General features: G+C 41.4%; 28 protein-coding genes. 13 read left to right on the top strand and 15 right to left on the bottom strand.

Annotated features, from left to right (window positions below):
• Positions 1-282: 282 nt before the first annotated feature.
• From CVS91_RS10175 to CVS91_RS01990, 3 genes are all read right to left on the bottom strand, one after another.
• Positions 283-456: a hypothetical protein gene (locus CVS91_RS10175; RefSeq protein WP_159071389.1), complete on the bottom strand. Its 174-nt coding sequence runs from the start codon at positions 454-456 to the stop codon at positions 283-285.
• Positions 457-855: 399 nt separating this feature from the next.
• Positions 856-2,214 (bottom strand): NADP-specific glutamate dehydrogenase, encoded by a 1,359-nt coding sequence (gene gdhA, locus CVS91_RS01995; protein ID WP_021084055.1) that lies wholly within the window; start codon positions 2,212-2,214, stop codon positions 856-858.
• Between the two features lie 196 nt (positions 2,215-2,410).
• On the bottom strand, positions 2,411-2,983 hold the full coding sequence (locus CVS91_RS01990) for an SMI1/KNR4 family protein (RefSeq protein ID WP_107829945.1): 573 nt from the start codon (positions 2,981-2,983) through the stop codon (positions 2,411-2,413).
• Positions 2,984-3,082: 99 nt separating this feature from the next.
• Here CVS91_RS01990 and CVS91_RS01985 point away from each other — a divergent pair, with 99 nt between their 5' ends.
• Positions 3,083-4,012, top strand: a complete 930-nt coding sequence (locus tag CVS91_RS01985; RefSeq protein WP_107829943.1) for a PQQ-binding-like beta-propeller repeat protein — start codon at positions 3,083-3,085, stop codon at positions 4,010-4,012.
• 40 nt (positions 4,013-4,052) lie between these two features.
• On the opposite strand, the gene CVS91_RS01980 is transcribed toward CVS91_RS01985, so the two are convergent.
• The 6 genes from CVS91_RS01980 to glmM form a co-directional block, all read right to left on the bottom strand.
• On the bottom strand, positions 4,053-5,492 hold the full coding sequence (locus CVS91_RS01980) for an acetyl-CoA carboxylase subunit A (protein WP_004317286.1): 1,440 nt from the start codon (positions 5,490-5,492) through the stop codon (positions 4,053-4,055).
• Positions 5,493-5,608: 116 nt separating this feature from the next.
• Positions 5,609-6,154, bottom strand: coding sequence for a hypothetical protein (locus CVS91_RS01975; RefSeq protein ID WP_021092665.1), 546 nt, complete (start codon positions 6,152-6,154; stop codon positions 5,609-5,611).
• Between the two features lie 9 nt (positions 6,155-6,163).
• The gene (locus tag CVS91_RS01970) at positions 6,164-6,598 is read right to left on the bottom strand and encodes a CopD family protein (RefSeq protein WP_004317437.1); all 435 of its coding nucleotides are present in this window, start codon (positions 6,596-6,598) and stop codon (positions 6,164-6,166) included.
• 9 nt (positions 6,599-6,607) lie between these two features.
• The gene (locus CVS91_RS01965) at positions 6,608-6,970 is read right to left on the bottom strand and encodes an NINE protein (protein WP_107829941.1); all 363 of its coding nucleotides are present in this window, start codon (positions 6,968-6,970) and stop codon (positions 6,608-6,610) included.
• Positions 6,960-7,412 carry a signal peptidase II gene (gene lspA / locus CVS91_RS01960; RefSeq protein WP_107829939.1) on the bottom strand — a complete coding sequence of 151 codons (453 nt, stop codon included), beginning with the start codon at positions 7,410-7,412 and terminating at the stop codon, positions 6,960-6,962. The genes CVS91_RS01965 and lspA overlap by 11 nt, the downstream gene beginning before the upstream one ends.
• Positions 7,405-8,745 carry a phosphoglucosamine mutase gene (gene glmM / locus CVS91_RS01955; RefSeq protein WP_107829937.1) on the bottom strand — a complete coding sequence of 447 codons (1,341 nt, stop codon included), beginning with the start codon at positions 8,743-8,745 and terminating at the stop codon, positions 7,405-7,407. Before glmM ends, lspA begins: the two co-directional genes overlap by 8 nt.
• Positions 8,746-8,902: 157 nt before the next feature.
• On the opposite strand from glmM, the gene rpsT reads away from it, so the two are divergent.
• The 4 genes from rpsT (at position 8,903) to CVS91_RS01935 (ending at position 12,893) form a co-directional block, all read left to right on the top strand.
• The gene (gene rpsT, locus CVS91_RS01950; RefSeq protein WP_004317319.1) at positions 8,903-9,172 is read left to right on the top strand and encodes a 30S ribosomal protein S20; all 270 of its coding nucleotides are present in this window, start codon (positions 8,903-8,905) and stop codon (positions 9,170-9,172) included.
• Between the two features lie 14 nt (positions 9,173-9,186).
• Positions 9,187-10,254 carry a peptide chain release factor 1 gene (prfA, locus tag CVS91_RS01945; RefSeq protein WP_004317452.1) on the top strand — a complete coding sequence of 356 codons (1,068 nt, stop codon included), beginning with the start codon at positions 9,187-9,189 and terminating at the stop codon, positions 10,252-10,254.
• Positions 10,255-10,548: 294 nt separating this feature from the next.
• Complete coding sequence (locus CVS91_RS01940; protein ID WP_107829935.1) at positions 10,549-10,968, top strand: TOBE domain-containing protein; 420 nt, start codon at positions 10,549-10,551, stop codon at positions 10,966-10,968.
• Positions 10,969-11,327: 359 nt separating this feature from the next.
• On the top strand, positions 11,328-12,893 hold the full coding sequence (locus CVS91_RS01935; protein ID WP_107829933.1) for a flavocytochrome c: 1,566 nt from the start codon (positions 11,328-11,330) through the stop codon (positions 12,891-12,893).
• 26 nt (positions 12,894-12,919) lie between these two features.
• Here CVS91_RS01935 and CVS91_RS01930 read toward each other — a convergent pair whose 3' ends face one another.
• Together CVS91_RS01930 and CVS91_RS01925 are read right to left on the bottom strand one after the other, a co-directional pair.
• Complete coding sequence (locus tag CVS91_RS01930) at positions 12,920-13,153, bottom strand: replication/maintenance protein RepL (RefSeq protein WP_012000996.1); 234 nt, start codon at positions 13,151-13,153, stop codon at positions 12,920-12,922.
• The gene (locus CVS91_RS01925; protein WP_107829931.1) at positions 13,144-13,509 is read right to left on the bottom strand and encodes a diacylglycerol kinase; all 366 of its coding nucleotides are present in this window, start codon (positions 13,507-13,509) and stop codon (positions 13,144-13,146) included. The genes CVS91_RS01930 and CVS91_RS01925 overlap by 10 nt, the downstream gene beginning before the upstream one ends.
• Positions 13,510-13,562: 53 nt before the next feature.
• On the opposite strand from CVS91_RS01925, the gene CVS91_RS01920 reads away from it, so the two are divergent.
• Complete coding sequence (locus CVS91_RS01920) at positions 13,563-14,321, top strand: exodeoxyribonuclease III (RefSeq protein ID WP_107829929.1); 759 nt, start codon at positions 13,563-13,565, stop codon at positions 14,319-14,321.
• Here the strand turns inward: CVS91_RS01920 and CVS91_RS01915 are convergent.
• Positions 14,318-14,875 carry a manganese efflux pump MntP family protein gene (locus tag CVS91_RS01915; RefSeq protein WP_107829927.1) on the bottom strand — a complete coding sequence of 186 codons (558 nt, stop codon included), beginning with the start codon at positions 14,873-14,875 and terminating at the stop codon, positions 14,318-14,320. The two genes, CVS91_RS01920 and CVS91_RS01915, sit on opposite strands and share 4 nt — an antisense overlap.
• 108 nt (positions 14,876-14,983) lie before the next feature.
• Between CVS91_RS01915 and CVS91_RS01910 the strand changes: the two genes are divergently transcribed.
• Positions 14,984-15,733 (top strand): DUF4197 domain-containing protein, encoded by a 750-nt coding sequence (locus CVS91_RS01910; RefSeq protein ID WP_107829925.1) that lies wholly within the window; start codon positions 14,984-14,986, stop codon positions 15,731-15,733.
• Positions 15,730-16,608, top strand: coding sequence for a DMT family transporter (locus tag CVS91_RS01905; RefSeq protein ID WP_107829923.1), 879 nt, complete (start codon positions 15,730-15,732; stop codon positions 16,606-16,608). The genes CVS91_RS01910 and CVS91_RS01905 overlap by 4 nt, the downstream gene beginning before the upstream one ends.
• Here CVS91_RS01905 and CVS91_RS01900 read toward each other — a convergent pair.
• Positions 16,605-17,330 (bottom strand): class I SAM-dependent methyltransferase, encoded by a 726-nt coding sequence (locus tag CVS91_RS01900; protein WP_103570553.1) that lies wholly within the window; start codon positions 17,328-17,330, stop codon positions 16,605-16,607. The two genes, CVS91_RS01905 and CVS91_RS01900, sit on opposite strands and share 4 nt — an antisense overlap.
• Before the next feature lie 46 nt (positions 17,331-17,376).
• On the opposite strand from CVS91_RS01900, the gene CVS91_RS01895 reads away from it, so the two are divergent.
• Complete coding sequence (locus CVS91_RS01895) at positions 17,377-17,769, top strand: acyl-CoA thioesterase (RefSeq protein WP_103570552.1); 393 nt, start codon at positions 17,377-17,379, stop codon at positions 17,767-17,769.
• On the opposite strand, the gene CVS91_RS01890 is transcribed toward CVS91_RS01895, so the two are convergent.
• Positions 17,760-18,119 carry a Fur family transcriptional regulator gene (locus tag CVS91_RS01890; RefSeq protein ID WP_103568709.1) on the bottom strand — a complete coding sequence of 120 codons (360 nt, stop codon included), beginning with the start codon at positions 18,117-18,119 and terminating at the stop codon, positions 17,760-17,762. The two genes, CVS91_RS01895 and CVS91_RS01890, sit on opposite strands and share 10 nt — an antisense overlap.
• A 145-nt stretch (positions 18,120-18,264) precedes the next feature.
• Here CVS91_RS01890 and CVS91_RS01885 point away from each other — a divergent pair, with 145 nt between their 5' ends.
• Genes CVS91_RS01885 through CVS91_RS01870 form a run of 4 tightly spaced genes read left to right on the top strand, consistent with a single transcriptional unit; the run spans position 18,265 to position 22,264 of the window.
• On the top strand, positions 18,265-19,173 hold the full coding sequence (locus tag CVS91_RS01885; protein ID WP_103610291.1) for a metal ABC transporter solute-binding protein, Zn/Mn family: 909 nt from the start codon (positions 18,265-18,267) through the stop codon (positions 19,171-19,173).
• Between the two features lie 2 nt (positions 19,174-19,175).
• Complete coding sequence (locus CVS91_RS01880; protein WP_107829921.1) at positions 19,176-20,669, top strand: nickel/cobalt transporter; 1,494 nt, start codon at positions 19,176-19,178, stop codon at positions 20,667-20,669.
• Entirely contained in the window at positions 20,666-21,448 is a 783-nt protein-coding gene (locus tag CVS91_RS01875; protein ID WP_107829919.1) for a metal ABC transporter ATP-binding protein, read from the top strand. The genes CVS91_RS01880 and CVS91_RS01875 overlap by 4 nt, the downstream gene beginning before the upstream one ends.
• A 9-nt stretch (positions 21,449-21,457) precedes the next feature.
• On the top strand, positions 21,458-22,264 hold the full coding sequence (locus tag CVS91_RS01870) for a metal ABC transporter permease (protein WP_004317440.1): 807 nt from the start codon (positions 21,458-21,460) through the stop codon (positions 22,262-22,264).
• Here CVS91_RS01870 and CVS91_RS01865 read toward each other — a convergent pair.
• Positions 22,245-23,576: an MATE family efflux transporter gene (locus CVS91_RS01865; RefSeq protein WP_107829917.1), complete on the bottom strand. Its 1,332-nt coding sequence runs from the start codon at positions 23,574-23,576 to the stop codon at positions 22,245-22,247. The two genes, CVS91_RS01870 and CVS91_RS01865, sit on opposite strands and share 20 nt — an antisense overlap.
• Between the last annotated feature and the right edge of the window lie 162 nt (positions 23,577-23,738).

Here is a 23,738-nt window from a genome sequence, read left to right as displayed (position 1 = left end):
TTTACAGAAATTTGACTGGGTGAGAGCCACATACTAGAGTAAAAATGAAAGCTTCTTTTGAGTAAATTCGATATTTGTAGTGTTTATGCGAGTGCTTTGAGCTAAATTTTGCCTAATAGCTGGTTAAATTTAATAAGTGAAATTTGGTTTTTCTTGTAAAAATGCGAGTAGTTTTTATCGCTTTAAAATGCTTTTTTGCGAAGGATTTGACTGCTTTTGTTTTATGTGGTAGCAAAATTTGATAAGAGAAATTTAGGTGTGGCTTAAATTTATAAAATTTAACTATCTCTTGCCAAAAATGTGCTCTGTTATCTGCTTGAGAAATTTTAGGTCTTGCTCGCTTTCTGGCAGGATTTTGTTATTTAGCTTTACTATGTCGAAGTTGCAAGCGCTATGAAAATTTCTCGTTTGCGACACACCTGCTACAAAGCTTCTTATCGCCAAGCAGCCACGCATAGACCGCACCACTCGTGCAATGAAGCAAAATATCCACGGATCACCCACAGCAAAAACTTTCAATTTTACTGCACAAACCTCGCTGTTCCACCATTTGCCGCCGTATCAGCTCTTTTAGCAAAATTTACACTAAAAGCTCTAAAAAAAGTGGTATGCTCGCCACCCTAGTGAAATTCAACCAAGCTTCAAATTCACATCTGCCACGCCAGTGAAAATTTGTCAAAACAAACGCTCTATATACACGGCATAAAATGCTTCAAGCTAGCGTAAATTTGCTAGCTTACCAGTAAAATTTGCCACTCAAAGAGCAAGCTATTTTTAACTAAAAATCCCAAGCCAACCCCATATTGATTTACGTCCAAATTTAGCTTGGACGTAAATTTACAAAGCCAAATTGTCCTACACATATCCTTGATCTATCATCGCATCAGCCACTTTTCTAAAGCCAGCGATATTTGAGCCAAGCACCAAGTTACCCTCATCTCCAAACTCTTTACTCGTTTCGTAGCTTAGCTCAAAGATGTGGTTCATGATGCCATGAAGTCTGCGATCGACCTCTTCAAAGCTCCACGAAGTCATGCCGGCATTTTGCATCATCTCAAGTCCGCTCGTGCCCACGCCGCCAGCGTTTGCTGCTTTTGCCGGAGCAAAGTGAAAGTCTTTTTGCGCAAGCATGAAATTTATCGCATCAAGCGTGCTTGGCATGTTCGCGCCCTCAGCCACGAAACGGCAGCCATTTGCGTAAAGCACTTTTATGTCAGCTAGGTGAAGCTCATTTTGTGTCGCACACGGGAAGGCTCCGTCGCATGGCACGTCCCAGACGCCGTTTCTGCCCTCTTTGTATTCGCTCACGCTTACGTATTTTGCGTTTGGTCTAAATTTGGTGTATTCGCTAAGGCGAGCGCGTTTAACCTCTTTTAGCTCTTTAAGCACCGCTAGATCGATGCCCTCAGCGTCATAGACATATCCGTTTGAGTCAGAGACGGTGATAGGCAGTGCGCCTGCTTGATAGAGCTTTTCGACTGTGTAGATAGCGACGTTTCCGCTACCGCTGACGCTGCATTTTTTGCCCTCTAGATCAAGTCCAGCTTTTTTTAGCATGTTTTGAGTGAAATATACTAGTCCGTATCCAGTAGCCTCTGTGCGCGCTAGGCTGCCGCCCCAGTTTAGCCCTTTGCCAGTTAGGATGCCATCAAATCTGCCAGTTAGCTTTTTATACTGGCCAAACATATAGCCGATCTCTCTAGCGCCCACGCCGATGTCGCCTGCTGGCACATCCACGGTGTTGCCGATATGGCGATATAGCTCGCTCATAAATGCTTGGCAAAAGCGCATTATCTCGCCCTCGCTCTTACCCTTTGGATCAAAGGTGCTGCCGCCTTTTGCGCCGCCGATATTTACACCAGTGAGCGAGTTTTTGAAAATTTGCTCAAATCCAAGAAATTTTAGCACGCCAAGATCGACGCTTGGGTGGAGCCTTAGACCGCCTTTGTATGGGCCAACAGCTGAGTTAAATTGCACGCGGTAGCCGTTATTTACCTTTGGTCTGCCATCGTCGCCTGTGTATGTCACGCGAAAGATCACCGTACGCTCAGGGATGACGATACGCTCTAGGATCGCGTGTTTTTGGTACTTGCTCTCTCTTTTGATAAGCGGCTCTAGGCTGTTTAAAACCTCAGTCGCAGCTTGGACAAAGACGCCTTGACCTGGGTTGGTCTTCTTTATCCACTCCATCGTTTGTTCGATGTACTCGCTCATTTTTGCTCCTTTTTCCTTTTTTTTGTAGTTAAATATTAGCTCGACTAGAAAAAATTTTTATTTAAAGATATTTTAATATTTTTATTTTGGGCAATGAGTGTTACATATCGAAACTAAATTTATAAAAAGTGGTTTTTGCTTTGGTTGCTAGGATAATTTTATAAAAGAGGATTTGGCTAGAGTGAGCCTAAATTTACTAAATTTGCGCCATCTCTTGCCAAAAATCAAGTGCCACGTCGTCTGCTTGGACAAAATTTAGGATTTGCTTGGCTGATGGCAGGGTTTCGTCATTTAGCCTTGCTATATAGGTGCTAGCAAGCGCTACGAAAAATTTTTCAAAGTCACTCGCAACGCGTCTGCTGCAAAGTTTTTTATCTCCAAGTAGCCACGCATAGACCGCACCACTCGTGCAATCAAGCAAAAATATCCACGGATCGCCCACGGCAAAAACTATCAAATTTACTGGGCGAGCTTCACCCTGCCACCATTTGCCACCAAACTCATCTACGCTGTTTAGCCGCACTAGCTCGCTTTCGTAGTCGCCTCTGGAGCCAAAGCTGACATTGCAAATTTCAAAATTGCCAAGGTCAAATTTGCTTAAAAGCTTTGTAAATTTAGCTGGTAAATTTACGCCAAGGCTCTTTTGTGCTTGCATAAACGCCAAAGCGTCCTTTTGCGGCAAAAGTCTCATACCAGTTATGCCCTCTTGCTCTAGCGGCAAGAAAATTTGATCTAGTTTTCTAGCGATCTCATCTAGTTTTAAAAACATACCAGTCCTTAAATTTGCTAAATTTGGCAAATTTTATCAAATTTAACCAAGTGCGCTTTTAAATTTGGGTTATAATCGCCATAAATTTAAGGAGCTAGCGTGGTTAGATCATATCCTCTTGATATGCCTGGCGTGGAGTTTCGCGGACACGGCGTAACCGGCATTTATGAGATGGGTGAGCGCATTGCATTTGTGCATTTTGCTTTTGGGGTGCCTAGCGAGCTAGAGATAGCTCAAAAACTAACGCCAAACTACGTGCTACTAGATACATTTTCACGCGACTTTAGCGAGCATAAAAGATCAACGCTTGCCTATAAAGAGAGAGAAATTTTTATAGCTAGCAATGCGCGTTGTTACCTAGAAAATGGCTACTTCGTGCTAAATACTAGATACTACAAGGGCTACATAAACTCCCCAGCAAAGCTTATAAAGATAAGTGACGGGCTGATGAGCGAGCTTGGCGTTGCTAAGGAGCCTGTAAAAGAGATATATAACGACGCTAAAACGTATGAATTTGATGGCTTTTGCGTGCGCATGAGCTCGCCATTTATGATGGAGTGCAAAGAAATTTTAGACGGCGCAGAGTTCAAAAGTGCGGCAAAAGATGAAAATTTAAACGCTAATTTGCCGCCCAAAGAGCAGGGCGCAAGGATAGGCAAAACCATCTGGCGGCTAAAGCTTGGCGCATATCTCTATACGCCAGTTTGCCTGAATGATGGGGTGCTTTACTTTGGCACCGCTGGCAAGGGCGGAGATCTATACGCCGTGGATGCAAAAAGTGGCGAAGTGGTGTTTAAGTTTAAAACCAGTGGCACGGAGCATTTTGTTTGGATCAAGGGTCAAATTTTGCTTGCAAACCGCAAAAATAAGCCAGTTTTGATAAGCGCCAAAGATGGCTTGCTATTAAAAGAGATAGAGTTTGAGAAATTTAGCCTTAGCGCAGATCAGATCATGCTAGTAAGCGGTGGTAGGCTCTACGCTGTGGCAAATGACGGAGCTAAAATTTACGCAGTTTGTGCGGAAATTTAGCCTTGGCGAAATTTATCGCCAAAGCCATAATGAGATAAATTTATCTCTTCTTTTTATATCTTTTTATCGCCTCTACGATGACCTCTTCTAGGTCGTCATTTGGTTCTTTGTTCATATCATCATAGGTGTTTTCAAGGATAGTTTTTAAGTTTTTCTCGACGTAGCTAGTATCGAAAAATCCCCTTCTAAACTCCTTACTTTTGCTGATCGTTAGCAAAAATGGGATGATCGTTCGCACGCCCTCGATAGTAAATTCTTCAAGTGCTCTTTCAAGCTTATTTACCGCAAGATCGTAGTCGGTCGCTTTTACGATCAGCTTTGCGATGAGTGAGTCGTAAAATGGCGGTATGGTGTAGTCCTTATAGACATGGCTATCGACGCGCACAGATGGGCCAAGGGCTGGGTAATAGCCCTCGATAGTGCCTGGTGCTGGGATGAAATTCTCCCAGACGTTCTCAGCTGTGATCCTTGCTTCTATCGCGTAGCCTCGTGGCTTGATGTCGCTTTGCTCGATCTCTAAAATTTCACCCGCTGCGATCCTTATCTGTCTAACTACTAGATCATGGCCTGTGATCTCTTCAGTGATGCCGTGCTCCACTTGGATACGGGTGTTCATCTCCATGAAGTAAAAGTTATTGTAGTCATCTAGCAAAAACTCGATAGTTCCTACGTTTGAGTAGCCCACAGCCTTTGCAGCAGCCACCGCAGTCACACCCATGATCTTTCTTAAATTTTCGCTAATTGATGGGCAAGGTGCGATCTCGATGATCTTTTGGTGGCGCCTTTGGATAGAGCAGTCACGCTCGCAAAGGTGGATGATGTTGCCGTAGTTATCGCCTAAAATTTGAAACTCGATGTGGCGAGGATTGACGACAAGCTTCTCCATAAAAACTTCGTCGTTGTTAAAGTATGCTTTTGCCTCTCTGGTGCACGACTCAAAGGCATCTTGCATATCTTCTTCTTGCCAGACTTCCCTGATGCCACGGCCACCACCACCACCGCTTGCTTTTAAGATGACTGGGTAGCCGATGCGTCTAGCGTGCTCTTTTATGGCGTCCATACTCTCATCATTTAGCTTTTCAGTGCCTGGAACTATCGGTATGCCGTTTTTCTTCATCAGATATCTAGCGATGTTTTTATCGCCCATTTTTTTGATGACTTCAGCCTTTGGACCGATGAAGATAAGCCCAGCATCCTCAACTGCCTTTGCAAATTCGTAGTTTTCGCTTAAAAAGCCGTATCCTGGGTGTATCGCGTCAGCTCCGCACTCTTTTGCAAGCTTTACGATAGCTTTGGCGTCAAGATAGCCCTTGATCGGATCTTCACCCACTTGATAGGCCTCGTCAGCGATCCTGACATGCAAGCACTCGCTGTCTGGTGCTGTGTAAATTCCTACGCTTTGGATGTGTAAATCCCTACAAGCTCTGACTATCCTAACTGCGATCTCACCACGATTTGCGATAAGAATTTTATGTATCATAGGCTATCCTTTTTGAGTTTTTCTTATCATATAACTATTCGTTTTATTTTTAGATAAATTTGTTAAGTCTGGTTTTAAAATTTGAGTGCAAAGGTTAAATTTACACTCAAATTTCTTTATTTGCTGATGATTTGGGGGAAAGGTGTGGCTAGGGCTTTTTTGCTAAAGTCTTGCGACTCGATCGTGAAATTTGTAGCAAATCTTTGAATGCCCTCTTTTTTATAAGCACGCCTTTGGATGGTAAAAAGGACTAAATTTCCGCCTTGTTTGGTGTAGCGATATATCGAGTGCTCGGCTGTTGGCACGCCATTTAGGTTTGAAAATATCGTGATATCAAGATAAATTTCATTTGCGAGCGAGCCCTTTTTATAAGCCACTTTTAGCCCTTTTGCTTTTAGCTCTTTTAGATCATTTATCTTTTGCTCGACCGCTTGCTCTGGCGTAGCGTCAAATTTAAGGGTATTTAGCGAGAGCATGTAGCTAAAACTATCTAGCTTCTCGCCAGGGAGCAAGTACTCCTGCGTGAATAAATTTGGCACAGGTTTGGCTGAGCCTGCTAGCGAGTAGAGTCTGTTGTCAAATTTTATCTGCATCGGCTCAAAATACTGAGTTGCTGCGAGCAAGAGCGCTGGCAAAGCGATAAATGCTAAAAATTTCTTCATCAAATTCCTTTAAAATGGATTTACTATCATTACCCAGATGATGATGAGCATCGCGATAGTTGGCACTTCGTTGTAAGCTCTAAAGAAGATGCCACTTTTGTTACAGCGTTTCTCTTTAAGCTGCTTCATGTAGCGTCCAAGGTCTAGGTGATAGATAGCCATTAAGATGACGACTAAAATTTTAACGTGGATGTGACCAGTTTTTATAAGATCAGGCATCGCGATAAGTATCAATATGCCAGTGACAAATGAGCCGATGAGTGCGACCCAGCCGATGTAGTGATACATCTTATACTCCATCACCTCAACCACTTTGACAAAGTCAGGTTTGTCCATGTTTTCTACGTGATAAACGTAGAGCCTTGGCTGATAAAACAGCACTGCCATCCACGAGATGAAAAACAAATAGTGGAGGTATTTTAAGTAAAGATAATATTCTGCCATAACGTCTCCTTATCTAAAAAGTATCTCTTTTCTAGCTTCAAATTCAGCCTTGCTGATCGCACCACTCTCAAAAAGCTCGTAAAGCCTTTTTAAGTCATCTTCTTTATCTTTTAGTTTTAGTCTCTCTTTTAGCTCGACTTTTTGTAAATTTTTCTCGACATAAGCACCAACTAAAAATGCATCTATAAGCCACCAAATGCCCCAAATTATTAAAAACGGTATGCCTATAATGAAATAAAACGTAGGGTAGCCAACGAAAAATAGTCCCATCATCAAAAAGCCAGTGATAAATTTACCAAGGTAAATTCTATGCGCCCCAAGCCAGCCAGTAAGTAGCCAAAGCGCGTATGCGACGTAGATATTATTTCCCACTCTCTCTCCTTTTTCTAAAACTTTGCCAAAGTATCATCACAACGCAAAGATCGATCATCACATCAGCGAAGTTAAAGACCGCAAAGTTAAACCATTTATGCCAAAAGACATAATCCACGACGCCGCCATGGATAAATCTATCTGTGATGTTTGAACTGCCAGCTCCTAGCAAAGCTCCAAGCCAAATGGCATGCGAGCAAAGCAGTTTTTTTTCAACGACCAGATAGACAAAAACGCCTAAAATGAGAGCTATCTGGATAAATTTAAGCCACTCATCTAAAAAGGCAAACATCGAAAATGCAACACCCTTATTATATGTAAGAACTAGCGAGAAAAACTCGCCCTCCCACGAAAAACCATCTATAAATATCATCTTTATCGCTTGATCAACGATAAAAATGAGAAAAAACGCAATGAAAAATTTAATTAAGCTTTTACGCATTTAGGGCTTTTACAAAAAATTTCTCAACTTCATCCATGCGTTTTTCAACTAAAGTTTGATTTTTGCCTTCAAGTAAAAGTCTGATCAAATTTTCAGTGCCAGAGTATCTAAAGAGCGATCTTATGCCCTCTTTTGCGAGGCTAGCCTCAAGCTCTTTTAGCCCCTCTATCTTATCAAGCGGCTTTTTCTCTGTGATCTTTAAATTTAGCAAAATTTGTGGATACGGCTTTAGCTCGCCAAAAATTTCACTAGCTTTTTTGCCTTTTTTAAGCATCATAGCAACTACTTGCATCGAAGTAACAAGGCCATCGCCAGTCTTAGCGTAGTCGTTAAATATGACGTGGCCGCTTTGCTCGCCGCCAAAATTTATGCCATTTTCTTTCATCATCTCAAGCACGTATTTATCGCCTACGTTTGAGCGAAGTAGCTTGATCTTGTGAGCTTTTAGGTAGTCATCAAGTGCGGCATTACTCATCACCGTAGCCACGATAGCTCCACCTTTTAGCGCCTTTTGCTCGTGTAAAAATGCTGCAAGTGAGCCAAGTATCGCATCTCCATGCACAACTTCGCCGTTTTCATCGACAACGACAAGTCTATCAGCATCGCCGTCAAATGCAAAGCCGATGTCAGCACGAAGCCTTTTTACCTCGCTTGCTAGATCTTCTGGGTGAAGCGCGCCGCAGTTTTGGTTGATGTTGCTACCATTTGGCTCGTCGTTTATGACGATGACATCAGCTCCAAGCTCGCTAAATACAGTTGGTGCGACCTTGTAAGCAGCTCCGTTTGCAACATCTAAAACTACTCGTAAATTCTTTAAATTTAGCTCTTTTGGGAATGAATTTTTGATCTGGACGATATATCTGCCGATAACATCGTCAATCCTCTTGTTTGCGCCGATTTCTGTCATCGTTTTTTGGGCGTTTGCGATGAGCTCGTCGTTGTAGAAGATTTTTTCTATCTCGGCCTCTATCGTCTCATCAAGCTTGTTGCCAAAGCTATCAAAAAATTTGATGCCGTTATCGTAGTATGGGTTGTGTGAGGCGCTTATCATTATGCCAGCGTCACAGCGCATATTTTCTGTTAAAAATGCGATCGCAGGTGTTGGCATAGGGCCTATTTGAAGGACGTTGTAGCCAACTGCAGTTAGCCCTGCAACGATGGCGGTTTCGATCATATAGCCGCTTTTTCTAGTATCTTTTCCAACCAAAATCACATTTGTCGCTGAGGTCTTTCTAAAGTAAATTCCAGCAGCCATTGCAAGGCGCATAGATGTTTGAGCTGAAAGCTTTTCGCCAGCCTTACCACGAACTCCGTCTGTTCCAAAAAGTTTCATCAATTTATCCTTTTTATTATAAAATGGTGCTATTTTATCAGAAATTATCAAATTTAAAATCTAAAATTTTATTTGTTTTAAAGCAGACTTAAATTCAGTTACAATTAAATATATTTTTCATATAATCACGGACTAAAATTATCAAAAAAGGTATATTATGGCAAACCATAAATCTGCTGAAAAAAGAGCTAGACAAACTATAAAAAGAACAGAAAGAAACAGATTTTACCGCACTAGACTTAAAAACATCACAAAAGCAGTGCGTGTAGCTGTAGAAGCTAAAGATCTAAATGCTGCAAATGAAGCTTTAAAAGTTGCTAACAAAAGCATCCATAGCTTCGTAAGTAGAGGCTTTTTGAAGAAACAAACTGCTGCTCGCCGCGTTAGTCGCCTTGCTCAATTAGTAAACACTCTAAAAGCTGCTTAATCTATTAAATTTTAATGTTTGCTGATAAACTTCATCCATTTTTGGATCGCTATGATGAAATTTCTACGCTTCTAAGCGATCCAAATATAGCAAACGATATCGAAAAGATGACAAAGCTCTCAAAAGAGCAATCATCTATCGAACCAGTCGCAACTGCCGCAAAAAAATATCTACAAATTCTAAACGACATCGAAGAGAATAAAGCCTTACTTGAGGACTCTGAGCTTGGCGAGCTTGCAAAAGATGAGCTTAAAAATTTAGAAATTTCAAGAGAGAAGCTTGAAGAAGAGATCAAAATTTTACTTCTTCCAAAAGATCCAAACGATGACAAAAATATATTTTTAGAAATTCGCGCAGGCACTGGTGGTGACGAGGCTGCACTATTTGTTGGAGATCTTTTTAACGCTTACATCAGATATGCAGAGCTTCGTGGATATAAATTTGAGATCGTTAGCCAAAGTGAGGGCAACACTGGCGGCTTTAAAGAGATCATCGTGCTTATAAAGGGCAAAGGCGCTTATTCTAGGCTAAAATTTGAAGGTGGCACACATAGGGTTCAGCGTGTGCCAGAGACTGAGAGCCAGGGCAGGGTGCACACCTCGGCTGTGACTGTGGCTATCATGCCAGAGGTTGAAGATAGCGAGATCGAGATCAATCCAAATGATATAAGAGTTGATGTTATGAGAAGCTCGGGTCACGGCGGCCAGTCAGTAAATACAACTGATAGTGCCGTTAGGATCACGCACATACCAACAGGACTTGTTGTGACAAACCAAGACGGCAAGAGCCAGCACAAAAACAAAGAAGCTGCGATGAAGGTGCTAAAAGCTAGACTTTACGAGATGCAAGAGCAAGAGAGGCTTGCTAAAGAGACTAGCGAGCGCAAGAGTCAGGTCGGCACTGGAGACCGCTCAGGCAGGATAAGAACTTACAACTACCCGCAAAACCGCATAAGCGATCACCGCATAAATTTAACACTTTACCGTCTTGATGCGATCATGGCTGCAGGATTATTTGATGAGATCATCGAACCGCTTATCACTCACTATCAAGCAGAAGCTATGCTTGAAGCTGGCATTTAAAACACTACTAGTTTTATTTATTTTATACAATCAAATTTTAACATTTCATCTAGTCTAAATTTGTGCTGAAATTTTATATAAAATAAGACTAAAACAATATCTAGTAATATTTTTTTGATAAATTATCAAAATTAAATTTATAAATTTTAGCTCATAAATAGCGATATTTAGGCATTTATAAAGTTATAAAATTTTATTTTTGATATTACGAAATTTCATATATCAAATTTAAGTTTTTATTAATAATATTACTTTAAAATACCAGTTCAATTTAAATCACAAAAAAGGAAAAACATGTGCATAAGCGCTAGAAATCAATTAAACGTTGAAATTTCAGAAGTAAGAACAGGTGCGGTAAATTCGCTAATCGCTGGCAAAATCGCAGGTGGCGAGGTGCTAAAAGCAACTGTAACAGTTGATAGCGAGAAGAGCCTTGATCTTAAAGTTGGCAAGCAAGCTATATTTTTATTCAAAGCTTCAAGCGTTATCGTTTCAAAAGACGACAGCATCAAGCTTAGCGCAACAAATCAAATCAAAGGCGTTGTTAGCGAGATAAAAGACGGTGCTGTAAATGCTGAGGTTATCATTGATGCAAATGGCAGCAAAATTTCAGCTATCATCACAAGAGAGTCAGTTCATAACTTAGCTTTAAAAGCAGGCGACAAAGTAACTGCTATCATCAAAGCAACTCAAATCATAGTTGGCGTTAAATAATTTCTCGGGGCAAATTTGCTCCGATCCTCTTGTTAAATTAATTTCTAAACTTAAGTAAATATCTAAAATCAAATCCTAAAATTTCTCATAAATTTTTCAAAATACAAAATTTAATTAATACTTATTTTTTGTAAATTTAAAAATAAAAATTCCAAACTTTATGCCAAATTTACTTTAAAAGCCAATTTAGCGTAAATCTAAAGTCAAATTTAAATGAATATAACCCCGTTAAATATTATCAAACTACGTCCTGCTCGAGAAAAACTTTAATAAAATTTAATTATAAAAATTAAATTGCAAATTTTAATAAATTACCCTATAATGCTTAATAGCAATTATCTTACTTCAAAGGAGAGAGCATGAAAAATTCAGGTTTATCTAGAAGAGATTTTGTGAAATTTAGCGCTATAGGAGCCACAGCACTTGGCATGGGCGCTACAAATTTAATGGCTAGCGCAATGAACGAAAAAGATGTCAAATGGGACGAGGAGTATGACGTAGTCATCATCGGCTCAGGCTTTGCAGCTCTTGCAGCTGGCGTGACATCAGCCAAAAAAGGCAATAAAGTCGTCATGATCGAAAAGATGGGTCGCACAGGTGGCAACTCTGTCATCAATGGCGGAATTTTTGCCGTTCCAAACAGCGACATGCAAAAGAAAGCTGGCATCAAAGATAGCACCGAGCTATTTATCAAAGACTGCTTGAAAGCAGGACGAGGCATCAACCACGTTGATCTTTTGGCAAAGATCGGCGAGAGAGCGCAAGATGCTTACAAACTCACACTTGATTGTGGTGCAAAATATATCGACCAGATCACTCACGCGGGCGGTCACTCAGTGCCAAGAAGCCTTCAAACAGAGGTCGGCAGCGGCGCTGGCATCGTGCTCCCTATGACTGCGACATTTGAAAAATTAGAAGGCGCATCGATCAAAAAAAGGACAAAATTTGATGATTTCGTCTTTGACGACAAGGGCGCAGTTGTGGGCGTCATCGTCAGAGAAAACTACAAATTTGATGGCAATTTGATGAGTGACGATGTCGAAAACAAAGGCGGCGATACAAAATATATAAAAGCCAAAAAAGGCGTTGTGCTAGCAGCTGGTGGCTTTTGTAGGGATAAAATTTTTAGACGCCTTCAAGATCCAAGGATTACACCTGAGACAGACTCGACAAACCAACCAGGCTCAACAGCAGGCGCGCTTCTAGCAGCATTTAGAGCTGGTGCTTATCCAGTTCAGCCAAGCTGGATCCAATACGGCCCTTGGGGATGTGCCGATGAGACAGGCTTTGGCGTGGGATCGATGTTTAACGTAAATGGTGCTTTTCCGTTTGGAATTTCAGTCAATCCAAGAACTGGCAAACGCTACATGAACGAGCTAGCTGACCGCAGGACAAGAACAGAAGCGATGTTTAAAGTCATCCACGAAAAAGGCGAAGACGATAAAAACTTCCCTATCAACTTCTGCGACTCAAGAGCCCTTCCTCACATGCTTCCAGCCCACTATGAAAAGGCTATCGCAGCTGGAATTTGCAAGAAATTTGACACACTTGATGCTTTGGCAGCTGAGTATAAGATCCCAGTTGATGAGCTCAAAAAAACAGTCGCAAGATACAACGAATTTGTTAAAAAAGGCGTCGATGAGGATTTTGGCAAGCCAGTTGTTGCGACTACGACAAAGGGCATTGATATCTCAGTTCCGCCGTTTTACGCAGAGCGTGGCACGCCAAAAGTTCACCACACAATGGGCGGCCTAAATATCAACACAAAAGCTCAAGTCATGAACTCTCAAACAGCTATGCCTATACCAAATTTATATGCAGCTGGCGAGATCACTGGTGGCGTTCACGGAGCCAGCCGTCTAGGATCAGTGGCTATAACTGATTGCTTGACATTTGGTATGATCGCTGCTGAGACTATCGGCTAAAAAAGGTGGCAGGCATTTGCTTGCCACTACAAATTTTTAAATCTATAAACTCCGTTTTTTACTCGTTCAAAAATTTTCTTCTCTTCAAGTAACTTAAACGTGCTTATCACGGTTGGTTTGCTCACATTTAGCTTTTCACAAATTTCTGAAATTTTAAGCATGATAAAGCCATTTTCATCGCTTAGCTCGCAAAGTAAATTTATGATCTCTGCCTTTTTCTCGCCAAGAAGCGCTTTGTAAATTTCTTTTTCTAGCTCCAAATTTTATATCCTATCGCCACGCACCAAAGCGCGCCACATAAGAAATTTGCGATCATCACGGCCGCACTTCCAGCATCCTTTGCCGCCTTTGCTAGGGCGTGATAGTCTGGGCTTGCAAGATCAGTTACGCGTTCAATGGCTGAATTTAAACACTCGCAAACTAGCACAAATGCCATGCTAAAGATCAAAAATAGGTTAAAAATAAGGTCAAATTTCCAAAAAAATAGCGAGATCGTAGCTATCAAAAATATGCAAATTTCTATCCGAAAGCTCTTTTCGTTTTTAAAAATTTCAGCCAAACCCTCTCTTGCGTAGCCAAAATTTTTAAAAAATTTATACGTTGGCTGGTTTCTCATAACTTTCCTTTTTGCGATTTTTGGCATAATTATAATTAAAAAAAGGATGAAATTTGAAACTTATTAGCTGGAACGTAAATGGGCTGCGCGCAGTGGTGGCAAAAGATGGCTTTGGCTGGCTTGATGAGGTTAAGCCTGATTTTTTGGGACTGCAAGAGATCAAGGTCAAAGAAGATGATGTGCCAAAAGAAATTTATAACCTTGGCTTTAAAGATATAAGTGTAAATTCAGGCGCGAGAGCTGGCTACTCTGGCGTGATGAGCCTTGCTAAATTTGACGTGCAAACGCAAAAAGCAGCCTTTTTTGACGACACGGAGGGGCGAGTTTTGGAGCATAGATTTGATGATATCGTGCTTTTTAACATCTACTTTCCAAACGGCCAAAAGGACGATGAGAGGCTAGCTTACAAGATGGACTTTTACGAGAAATTTCTAGCTTACTGCAAAGAGCTAGTAAAAAGCGGCAAAGAGGTGATATTTTGTGGCGACGTAAATACTGCTCACCGCGAGATCGACCTGAAAAACCCAAAGGCAAATGCCAAAACTTCTGGCTTTTTGCCTATCGAGCGCGCGTGGATAGATGAGGTGCTAAAAAGTGGCTTTATAGATACCTTTAGAGCCGTAAATGGCGACGTTGCAGACGCCTACTCGTGGTGGAGCTACCGCTTTAACGCAAGGGCAAAAAATGTTGGCTGGAGGATTGATTATTTCTTTATTTCACAAGGGCTAAAAAATAGGCTAAAAGACGCATTTATCCTGCCAGAGATCACCGGTAGCGACCACTGCCCAGTTGGCATAGAGATAGAAATTTAGAGCACTCCCTCTTCTAGCAGGTGGGTGATTAGGATTTTAAAGCCTAAAAATATAAGTATCGCTCCGCCTAAAAAAAGCGCCTTTTTCTCTAAAATTTCACCCATAAATTTACCGATATAAAAGGCAGCTAGGCTTAGCGCAAAGCAGACTACGCCGATGATGAGCGCACTTTTGAATATACTAACCGCTTCAAAGCTAAGCGTGACACCAACGGCGAGTGCGTCGATGCTCGTGGCAAATGCACCTACAAAAATGGTCTTAATATCCATGCCCAAAGAGTCGCCCGCCTCGCTGCTACAGGCCTCTTTTAGCATTTTAAAGCCAAGAAAACAAAGTATAAAAAATGCTATGAAGTGATCGATAGAGCTTATAAATTTAGCAAAGCTAATGCCTAGAAAATAGCCAAAAAGCGGCATGAGAAACTGAAAAAAGCCGAGCATAAAAGCAATAAATAAAATTTTGCTAAAGCCAAGGCTTTTATACCTTGCGCCGTTTGCCATATTTAGAGCTGCGCTATCCATGCTAAGAGCGAAGCTAAGAAGTAAAAGCTGCATAAATTCCCTTTAAAAAAGAGCAAATTTTAGTGCAAAAATATTAAATTTATTTTAAGCGTTTAGATATTTTTTGTATGATTTTGCTTTAAATTTAAAAAAGGAGAGAAGATGAAAAGATATCTTGTTATTCTTTGTGGCGCGCTTGCTTTAAATTTGCAAGCCGCAAGCATGGATGATATGATAAACAAAGGCGTCAAAATCGCCACTCACGCATCAAGCGGCGACTATAAAAGCTTAGTTAGCGAGGCGCTAAATGCCGCTGTTAGTGAGCTTTCAAAAGAGGGCTTTATAAACAACGCCACAGCTAAAATCCCACTCCCAAAAAGCCTTGAGATGGCGTCAAATTTAGCCAAAAAAGTGGGCGGCGAGAAGTGGGCGCAGGACCTTAGCAAGTCGATAAACAACGCTGCGACCACGGCTGTGCCAAAGGCTGCTGAAATTTTTAGTGAGAGCATAAAAAATATGAGCGAGGCCGATGTCAAAAAGCTCTTTAATGACGGCAGCGACAGCGTTACGAAGTATTTGCAGCAAAGCTCCAGCCAAAAGCTAAAGGCGGCATTTACACCGATAATTGAAAAAATGATGAGTGATAATAGCTTTGCGACTGCCTATAATGGGCTAAATTCTTTCATCGGTGGCTCAGTAAAAAACAACGAAACGATAAAATCAGTCAAAAGCCTAGCTAAAAATTTAGGCGCAAGTGAATATGTGCCAGATGAGGGCGAGGATCTAAACGCATATATCACGAGAAAGACGCTAGATGGGCTATTTAACGTGATGAGCGAGAAAGAAAAGGGGCTAAGAAGCGGCTTTAGCCTAGATAGCGGTAAAAAGGTGCTTGACTCGATCTTTAAATGAGAAATTTAAGCGCTCAAAACAGAGCCGACATCGCTCTTATAGTAGTTGCCATAGTTTGGGGCGCTACGTTTTTACCCATGGCAAACGCGCTAAAGACAAATGGCGTCTTTGTCATGCTATTTTGCCGGTTTTTTCTCTCGGCTATCTTTATGGGTTTTGTCGCGCTTAAATTTGCTAAGAAATTTGACAAAAAGAGCGTCATCTACGGCGTTATCCTTGGAGCGGTGCTCTTTTTATCATTTGCCATGCAAACTTACGCTCTAAAGCTTACTTTTAGCTCTAGCGTCGCCTTTATCACGGGGCTTGAGTGCGTGATAGTGCCTTTTATGGCGGCTTTTATTTTTAAAAATAAGATAAGCATTTTTGCCATTTTTGGCGCTATGATCGCTATTTTTGGGCTTTGGCTACTAAGTGGCGCCACGCTCGCACTTGGGGCTGGCGAGGCACTAGCGCTTGCTTGTGCGATATTTTATGCACTTTATACTACGCTAAATGGCCACTTTGTAAGAAAGAGCGAGCTTTATTTGCTTGTCTTTGTGGTCTTTCTTACAAATGCCCTGCTTTCGCTTGTTTTCGCGCTTTTTCAGGGCAGTATCGTGCCAAAATTTGATAGGGAATTTTTTATAGCGATATTTATCACGACGGTGATTGGCACGATATTTTGCTACTTTGTGCAAACGATCGCTCAAAGATACACGACCGCTAGCAAGGCGGCCTTGTTTTTCTGCTTAGAGCCAGTCTCAGCAGGATTTATCGGCTATTTTTTTGCTAGCGAACTACTTAGTATCTGGCAAATTTTTGGAGCTATGCTCATCATCTTTGGCGTCATTTTTAGCGAATTTGGCAAGCAAATTTGCTCTAAATTTAAGCTCTAAAAGACAAAAAGCTTCATTTGCGAGTCTATTTTCTCATCTATAAACTCGCCCTCAAATCTCTCTTTTAACATCGCTAAAACCGTCTTTTCATCGTAGTTTTTAGCTCCGTTTATCTCAAGGTGCCAGCAGATATTTTCAGCTGCTTCTTGCACGCTTCGTCTAGCGATCCTTGTCTCATTTAAAATTTGACTCTTAAAAGCGATGCCTTGCTCATTTAGCCACGCTTCGAGCCTATCTACTACGTTTTTTTGGGAGAGCACTCGGCCAAATTTTTCAAAAAATGGCTCAAGCAGATCAGAGCTTCTAGGCTTGTCCCAGCCAAGATAGAGCTTTTGCTTGGCGCAGTTTTGAAATTTAGCAAAGTCTTCATCGCTCGCAATGGCCGGACTCATCGTGCAAATGGCGATATCAAAGTGTTTAAGGGGCTTAAATTCTCTCCACGAGCAAACCTCGCTGGTTAAATTTGTCACGCCAAATCTCTTTGCGTCCTCGTTTAAAATTTCTATCATCTTTTCTGAGCTATCGATGCCAGTTATATGCTTTGCCGTTTTTGATAAAAATATGCTCCAAACGCCCGTGCCACAGCCGATATCAAGGATATCTTTGCCACTAAAATCAACTCCCCAAGCCAAGGCTTTACCAAAAATTTGCTGCTGGATAGCGCTGATCTTGCCGTCAAATCTTTGGTAGTTTGACGCCTTTTTATCCCATAAATTTTGCATTTTAGCTCCTTATTTTTGGTTATAATTTTAGCAAAAAAGGTCAAAAATGAGAGATTTTATATATCACGTCATCATCCCGCCACAAGCCATCGACATGCATGGTCACATGAATAATGTCTATTATTTTACCCTTATGCAAGAGGCTGCATTTGCCCACTCCGCCGCTGTTGGCGACACGGTCGAGGCGCAGTATAAAAGGGGAGAAATTTGGCTCATTAGAAAAAATGAAGCAAAATATATAAAAAGCGCAAAGCTGATGGACAAGATAGAAATTTACACCTACACGCAAACTGAGGGCAAGGCGACATCTTGCAGATATTTCGAGTTTAAAAAAGATGGCGAGCTAATAGCAACTGGCAAGACGGAGTTTGTCTATATCGATCTAAAGACAAACCGCCCAAAAGCTATCCCGGCTGAGATCATCGCGCTTTACTCGTGACCGCATTCGTCGCAAACGCCCTTTATCACGGCGCTTTTTATATTTTTAGCGACACTTAGGTGGGGCATGTCGATGTTTGTTACTTTGTGGCAGACGTCGCAGATGAAGTAGGCTTTGGCTTCATTTGCCAGCTCGTAGTAGCTCTTGTGGTTGTTTTCGGTTTTTATAACGAGATTTTCTTTTTCGAAAATTTCCATACTTCTATAAAAGGTCGTCTTGTTTGCGTCAAGGCTCTCTAAAATTTCGTCGTAGCTTAGCGGCGCTTTGGCGTTTTGTAAAATTTCAACAAGCTTTATGCGAAGCGTCGTAGCCTTGATATTGTGCTCTTCTAAGAAATTTCTCGCGTTCATCTTTGCCCTTTTGATTTTTCGTATATTAACGCTAAAAGATTTAAACTATATTTAAAAGAAAAGGCTAAATTTAGGCATTTGCTTTTTAAGTTGCAACCAAGTTGCATTTTGCTAAACTTCGCAATTATTTTTTAAAGGAGAGATAATGAGAAAAATTATCGTTTTTTTAGCTGTTTGTGCTTTGTCTCTTTTTGCAAAGCCGGTTGTGACTACTAGCATACTGCCAACGAAATTTTTTGTCGAGCAGATCGCTGGAGATACGCTAGATGTAAATGCTATGGTTGGCAAAGGCGCTGATCCGCATACCTACGAGCCAAAGCCAAAGCAGATGAAGGAGCTTGAAAAGAGCGAGCTTTACTTTGCTATCGGCATCGAGTTTGAGGACGCGTGGCTGGATCGCTTCTCAAAGACGTTTAAAAATTTACGCATCGTAAAGACGCAAGAGGGCATCGAAAAGATCGCTATGAGCGAGGAGCATGAACATGAAGAGCACCACGAGCATAAACATGAGGGTGAGCATAAGCATGAGCACCATGACCACGAGGGCGAGCACCATCATCACCACCATGACGGCCTTGACCCGCACATCTGGCTTGATCCTATCTTGGTAAAAACTCAAGCTGATAACATCGCAAAGGCGCTAATAGAGAAATTCCCGCAAAATGCAAAGCTTTATGAGGAGAATTTGGCTAAATTTAAGGCTAGCCTTGACGAGCTTGATAGCTTTATCAAAAACGAGCTAAAAGATGTCAAAACTCGCGAATTTATCGTATATCACCCATCTTGGGGCTACTTTGCAAAGCGCTATAACTTAGAGCAAATAGCCATTGAAATAGAGGGCAAAGAGCCAAAGCCAGCTGAGCTAAAAGAGCTTATAGAAGAGGCTAAAGAGCACGGTGTAAAGGTCATTTTCGTAGCTCCACAGTTTCCAACAAAGGCTGCAAATTTGATCGCAAAAGAGACTGGTGCAAAGGTCGTCATGATAGATCAGTTGCCTGAAAACTGGCTAGCCGAGATGAAAAAAACGGCTGAAATTTTCGCAAAAAGTCTATAGAAATGTTAGCACGCCTGATCGTCATTTGCCTACTAGCCATAAATGCCTTCGGGTGTGCTCTATGCTCGCTTTACAGCCCAACAGCTCACGTTAGCGCGAAATTTGTCGCACACGAAAATAACATCACGCAAATAGCCTTTACTTGGACCTTTTCGCAAAATTTCTCAGATCTTATGAAGCAAAATTTTGATCTCAATCAAGATGAAAAGATAGATGAAAAAGAGCTTAGAAAGATCCGCTTAAATTTGCTAGACTACCTCGTGCCAAGGCACTATTTGACGGACATTGAGTATTATTACAAGGACGAAAATGCCACTAAAATAGAGCCAAATTTAAACGAATACAAGCTCTACTTTGACGAGGGCAGGCTTAAATTTGACGTGAGTTTTAAAACAAATTTAGTGGTCGCTGACGGACTTGTCGTGTCGGTTGATATGGAGGATAAAGAGGGCTATTTTAACTTCAAATTTACGCAAAATAACGCATTTTTGGTGGGTGAAAGCTTCTGGGCGATACCAAATTCAAACTCAAATTTGATATTTTTTACATTTTCAAGCAAAGAAGCGGCCAAAGCTCACAACGAAAAGCCAGCGCTTAAAGAGCTGCTAAAAGAGCCAGCAGTAGGCACGAGCGATGAAAATTTAAGCCAGATAGATAAGATCGATGAGGCTAAATTTGACATCGTCTCAAAAACTAGCCTAAGCTTACTTGATAGACTAAAGCAAATTTTGCGAAGCGTGGATTACAAAAGTCCGCTTGCGCTGCTATTTTTAGCGTTTATCTCATTTGGCTATGGCTTCTTGCACGCTGCTGGCGCAGGTCATGGCAAGGTGCTAACAAGCTCATATTTTGCCGCAACTGGTGGTAGCTACAAAAGGGCGTTTTTATTTGCGTTAAAGATCGGCTTTTTGCATGTTGTGGGCGCATTTGTCTTTGTATTTGCCAGCTTTTTGTTGCTACGAGAGGTGAGTAACGACCTTACAAAGGACACAGCTAGCATAACGACCGCGTTTTCTGGAGTTGTGATCTTTTTTGTGGCGATTTTTATGCTCGTTAAAAAGATCAAATTTTATCTCTCAAACAAAAAAGAGACTAAATTTTATATTTTTAGCTCAAATTTGAACCAAAATTTGAGTAAAAATACAAAATTTAAAAGCGAATGTGGCTGTCAAATTTGCTCTACTAAAAAGCCAAAGAGCAAAGAGGAGTGGCTAGTAGCGGCTGCTGCGGCTCTTGTGCCTTGTCCTGGCACGATACTAGTCTTTGTGCTGGCAAATGAGATAGGTAGCTACTTTGCAGGCGTGATAAGTGGCCTGTTTATGGCGCTTGGCATGAGCGTGGTGATATTTGTAGCGGCAGTTTTTGGCTCAAAGATCAGCACGAACATTAAGCTAAAAAAGTTTAAAATCTACGCAGAATTTGCAGCCCTTTGCATCATGCTTTGGCTTGGACTTTTCATTTTTGTCACGACATTTACGCAAAAGAGTCTGTTTTGAAAGATATTATAAAAATTAGAAATTTAAACTTTAGCTACGATAAACAAGTCGTTTTAGAGGATATTAACTTAGACTATAGTAGTGACGAGTTTTTAGCGATAATCGGTCCAAATGGCGGGGGCAAAAGCACGCTTTTAAAGCTCATTTTGGGTCTGCTTAAGCCTCAAAGTGGCGAGATAAAGCTCTTTGGTAAAGAGCCAAGCGAGGTTAGTAAATTTATAGGCTATGTGCCGCAAAATTTCCTCTCAAATCAAAGCTTTCCAATGATGGTTTTAGAAGTCGTTTTAATGGGGCTAATCGATAAAAAAATCTTTGGCTTTTACTCAAAAGATGAAAAAGCTCTAGCGCTAAGTGCCCTTGAGAAGGTCGGCATGAGGGAGTTTGCAAACGCAAGGATCGGCGAGCTAAGTAGCGGTCAAAGGCAGCGCGTATATATCGCTAGAGCGCTTTGCGCAAATGCAAAAGTGCTCATCTTAGACGAACCAACAGCCAGCATCGACACGAAAGGGCAGGCTGAAATTTATGAAATTTTAAAGGGCATAAACGCAAATGGCGTGGGCGTGGTTCTAGTAAGTCACGACCTAAATATCGTGCTAAATTATGCTACAAAGATCGCTTACGTGAGTAAAAATTTACACATTCATAAAACGCATGAAAATCTTGCAAAGAGGGAATTTATCGAGCATCTAGCTAGAACACACAGCCATTTTTGTGATGTCGAGATCGCGCTTGGCGAGTGCGGTTGTGAAAAAACAAAGAGCAATGTTTTTAAATTTTAAAGAGAGAAAATGAGTGAAATTTTAGAGTTAAATTTTATGCAAAATGCCTTTATTGCTGGCATTTTAGTAAGCATAATATGCGGCATGATAGGCTCGCTTGTGGTGATAAACAAGATGACTTTCATCGCTGGAGGCATCGCACACGGCGCCTATGGCGGCATAGGGCTTGCATTTTTCTTCTCACTAGAGCCACTTTTTGGTGCGAGTATATTTTCACTATTTTTAGCGCTCATCATCGCCACGATCACGCTAAAAGACAAGACAAACATCGACTCTGTTATAGGCGCTATTTGGGCGATTGGCATGGCTATTGGCATCATTTTCATCGATCTCACACCTGGCTATAACGCCGATCTTATGAGCTATCTTTTTGGCTCGATCCTTGCAGTTAGCGGCACAGATATTATCTTTATGAGCGTTTTAGACCTCTTGTTTTTGGCGCTCATCGCGCTTTTTTACCGCCAGTTTGTGGCGATCAGCTTTGATGCGGAGTTTGCAAAACTTCGCGGGGTAAATACGACATTTTTTCACTATCTGCTAGTTTGTATGATGGCGCTTTGCGTGGTGGCTACGATACGCGTTGTGGGGCTAATACTTGTCATCGCGTTACTTACCATACCGCCTTATATAGCGCAAATTTTTGCCAAAAGGCTGGGGCTAATGATGTTAATCTCAACTATTTTTTCTATCATCTTTTGCTTTATCGGCCTTGTGATCAGCTTTTATTTTAATCTCACAGGCGGAGCTAGCATCATCTTAGTCGCCTCGCTTTGCTTTTTCGCGTTTAGTTTTAAATTTAAAAGCTTGCGCTCGTAGCTCTTTTTAACCTAAAAAGCGTCCAAACTAAAAAGCAAATCGCCGTAAAATAGACGCTAAAAAAGAGCGCTAGCCAAATAAATTTGATCTCAAGCCCCAGCCAAAAGACCACCACGTAAAAGAGCAAGCATTGAAGCACGAGCTGTCTAAAGCCATTTAGCAAAAAGATCGCCACTGGGCGTTTTATCGCTTGTAGCGTGCTGCCTGAGATGTTTATAGTGCCGTAAGCCATGTAGGCAAGTGAGTTGATGCCAAGGTAGAGCTTTGCCACTTCTAGCACGGCTGGCGTGCTGTCAAAGAGCTTGATCGCGCTCTCGCCAAAAAGCCTGATAAAGATGTAGGCAAAGGCGCAGTAGATGAGCAAAAAAAGAAGCGATAGTTTGTAGCACTGCATCGCTCTTTGAAAGCTCTTAGCGCCGTAATTTCTTGAGATGATGCTAAGCACTCCTGCTGCCATGCCGATGGTCGGAAGCACTAAAATTTGCTCGATCCTTAAGGCTATGCCATAACCTGCCACTGCATTGACGCCGTAAAAGCTTACAAATTTTAAAAGCACGAGCGAGCCAAGTGACATTGAGAGGTAGTTTAGACAAGCTGGCAAAGCTTGCTTTAGTATCTTTGCCCAGATGGCTAAATTTGGCACGAAGTAGCCTAAATTTCTAGGCTCTATCATCTTGCTCTTTCTTACTTTAAGAAAGAGATAGATCATGCCTAAAAACTGCACGCTAGCCGTTGCTAGAGCAAGACCTTTTACTCCAAGAGCAAAGATAAAAGCAAAAAGATAGCAAAAAAATGCGTTGATAAAAAGGCCACAAAATAGCCAGTTGCGGTAGCTTTTAGTATCGCCAAGTGCGACAAGTATGCCATTAAGCGATTTTATAAGCAAGAAAAATGGAGCTGCAAGAAAGATGACGCCAGCGTAGTCAAGTGCTTCATTGATGTAGTGATGATCAGCTCCTAAAATGACTAGTAAATTTGGCGCTAGCAAGTAGCCACAAAGTCCCATAAATAGGGCAAAAAGAAGCACAAAGATGATGCCATTTGCCGCATAAAGTTTAGCCATTTTTGGTTTGTTTGCGCCTAGGCTGTTGCCTATTAGCGCGGTGAGTGCCGAGCCAAAGCCAAGCCCGATACCAACGACACTTAGGTAGAGTAAAAAGCTCATCGCCATGCCAGCAACTGCAAGGGTTGAAATTTTAGCGGCGAAAAATGTGCCAGTGACGTTGTAAAGCGTGTTAAACATCATGCCCACGCCAGCTGGCAGCGATAGTGAGATGATTAGTTTATTTAGTGGGTCTTTTAGTAGGTCCAAGCTGTCTTCTTGTTAAATTTCATCTGGGCTAAGTTCTATCAAATTTCTGCCACAAATGTATAAATTTTCATTGCTTTAAGTGCTCCGTTTCGCTCCACTTTACTAAGCTTGATTTAAAGTGCATCTTTATATTAGGCGAAGGCGAGAGCTTTATATGTCGCT

The sequence above is a fragment of the Campylobacter concisus genome (assembly GCF_003048985.1).
GTDB lineage: Bacteria > Campylobacterota > Campylobacteria > Campylobacterales > Campylobacteraceae > Campylobacter_A > Campylobacter_A concisus_AY.
The sequence above is the reverse complement of the archived record's forward strand: the minus strand, read 5'-3'. Positions and strand labels throughout refer to the sequence as shown.

Bases quoted from the DNA above. Each gene is read 5' to 3' on its own strand.
- lspA (WP_107829939.1), bottom strand. From the start codon at position 7,412: ATGCGTAAAAGCTTAATTAAATTTTTCATTGCGTTTTTTCTCATTTTT.
- CVS91_RS01925 (WP_107829931.1), bottom strand. From the start codon at position 13,509: ATGAGAAACCAGCCAACGTATAAATTTTTTAAAAATTTTGGCTACGCA.
- gdhA (WP_021084055.1), bottom strand. From the start codon at position 2,214: ATGAGCGAGTACATCGAACAAACGATGGAGTGGATAAAGAAGACCAAC.
- CVS91_RS01880 (WP_107829921.1), top strand. From the start codon at position 19,176: ATGTTAGCACGCCTGATCGTCATTTGCCTACTAGCCATAAATGCCTTC.
- CVS91_RS01870 (WP_004317440.1), top strand. From the start codon at position 21,458: ATGAGTGAAATTTTAGAGTTAAATTTTATGCAAAATGCCTTTATTGCT.
- CVS91_RS01905 (WP_107829923.1), top strand. From the start codon at position 15,730: ATGAGAAATTTAAGCGCTCAAAACAGAGCCGACATCGCTCTTATAGTA.
- CVS91_RS01980 (WP_004317286.1), bottom strand. From the start codon at position 5,492: ATGATACATAAAATTCTTATCGCAAATCGTGGTGAGATCGCAGTTAGG.
- CVS91_RS01900 (WP_103570553.1), bottom strand. From the start codon at position 17,330: ATGCAAAATTTATGGGATAAAAAGGCGTCAAACTACCAAAGATTTGAC.
- CVS91_RS01935 (WP_107829933.1), top strand. From the start codon at position 11,328: ATGAAAAATTCAGGTTTATCTAGAAGAGATTTTGTGAAATTTAGCGCT.
- prfA (WP_004317452.1), top strand. From the start codon at position 9,187: ATGTTTGCTGATAAACTTCATCCATTTTTGGATCGCTATGATGAAATT.
- CVS91_RS01940 (WP_107829935.1), top strand. From the start codon at position 10,549: ATGTGCATAAGCGCTAGAAATCAATTAAACGTTGAAATTTCAGAAGTA.
- CVS91_RS01975 (WP_021092665.1), bottom strand. From the start codon at position 6,154: ATGAAGAAATTTTTAGCATTTATCGCTTTGCCAGCGCTCTTGCTCGCA.
- CVS91_RS01915 (WP_107829927.1), bottom strand. From the start codon at position 14,875: ATGCAGCTTTTACTTCTTAGCTTCGCTCTTAGCATGGATAGCGCAGCT.
- CVS91_RS01910 (WP_107829925.1), top strand. From the start codon at position 14,984: ATGAAAAGATATCTTGTTATTCTTTGTGGCGCGCTTGCTTTAAATTTG.
- CVS91_RS10175 (WP_159071389.1), bottom strand. From the start codon at position 456: ATGCGTGGCTGCTTGGCGATAAGAAGCTTTGTAGCAGGTGTGTCGCAA.
- glmM (WP_107829937.1), bottom strand. From the start codon at position 8,745: ATGAAACTTTTTGGAACAGACGGAGTTCGTGGTAAGGCTGGCGAAAAG.
- CVS91_RS01885 (WP_103610291.1), top strand. From the start codon at position 18,265: ATGAGAAAAATTATCGTTTTTTTAGCTGTTTGTGCTTTGTCTCTTTTT.
- CVS91_RS01895 (WP_103570552.1), top strand. From the start codon at position 17,377: ATGAGAGATTTTATATATCACGTCATCATCCCGCCACAAGCCATCGAC.
- CVS91_RS01890 (WP_103568709.1), bottom strand. From the start codon at position 18,119: ATGAACGCGAGAAATTTCTTAGAAGAGCACAATATCAAGGCTACGACG.
- rpsT (WP_004317319.1), top strand. From the start codon at position 8,903: ATGGCAAACCATAAATCTGCTGAAAAAAGAGCTAGACAAACTATAAAA.
- CVS91_RS01970 (WP_004317437.1), bottom strand. From the start codon at position 6,598: ATGGCAGAATATTATCTTTACTTAAAATACCTCCACTATTTGTTTTTC.
- CVS91_RS01990 (WP_107829945.1), bottom strand. From the start codon at position 2,983: ATGTTTTTAAAACTAGATGAGATCGCTAGAAAACTAGATCAAATTTTC.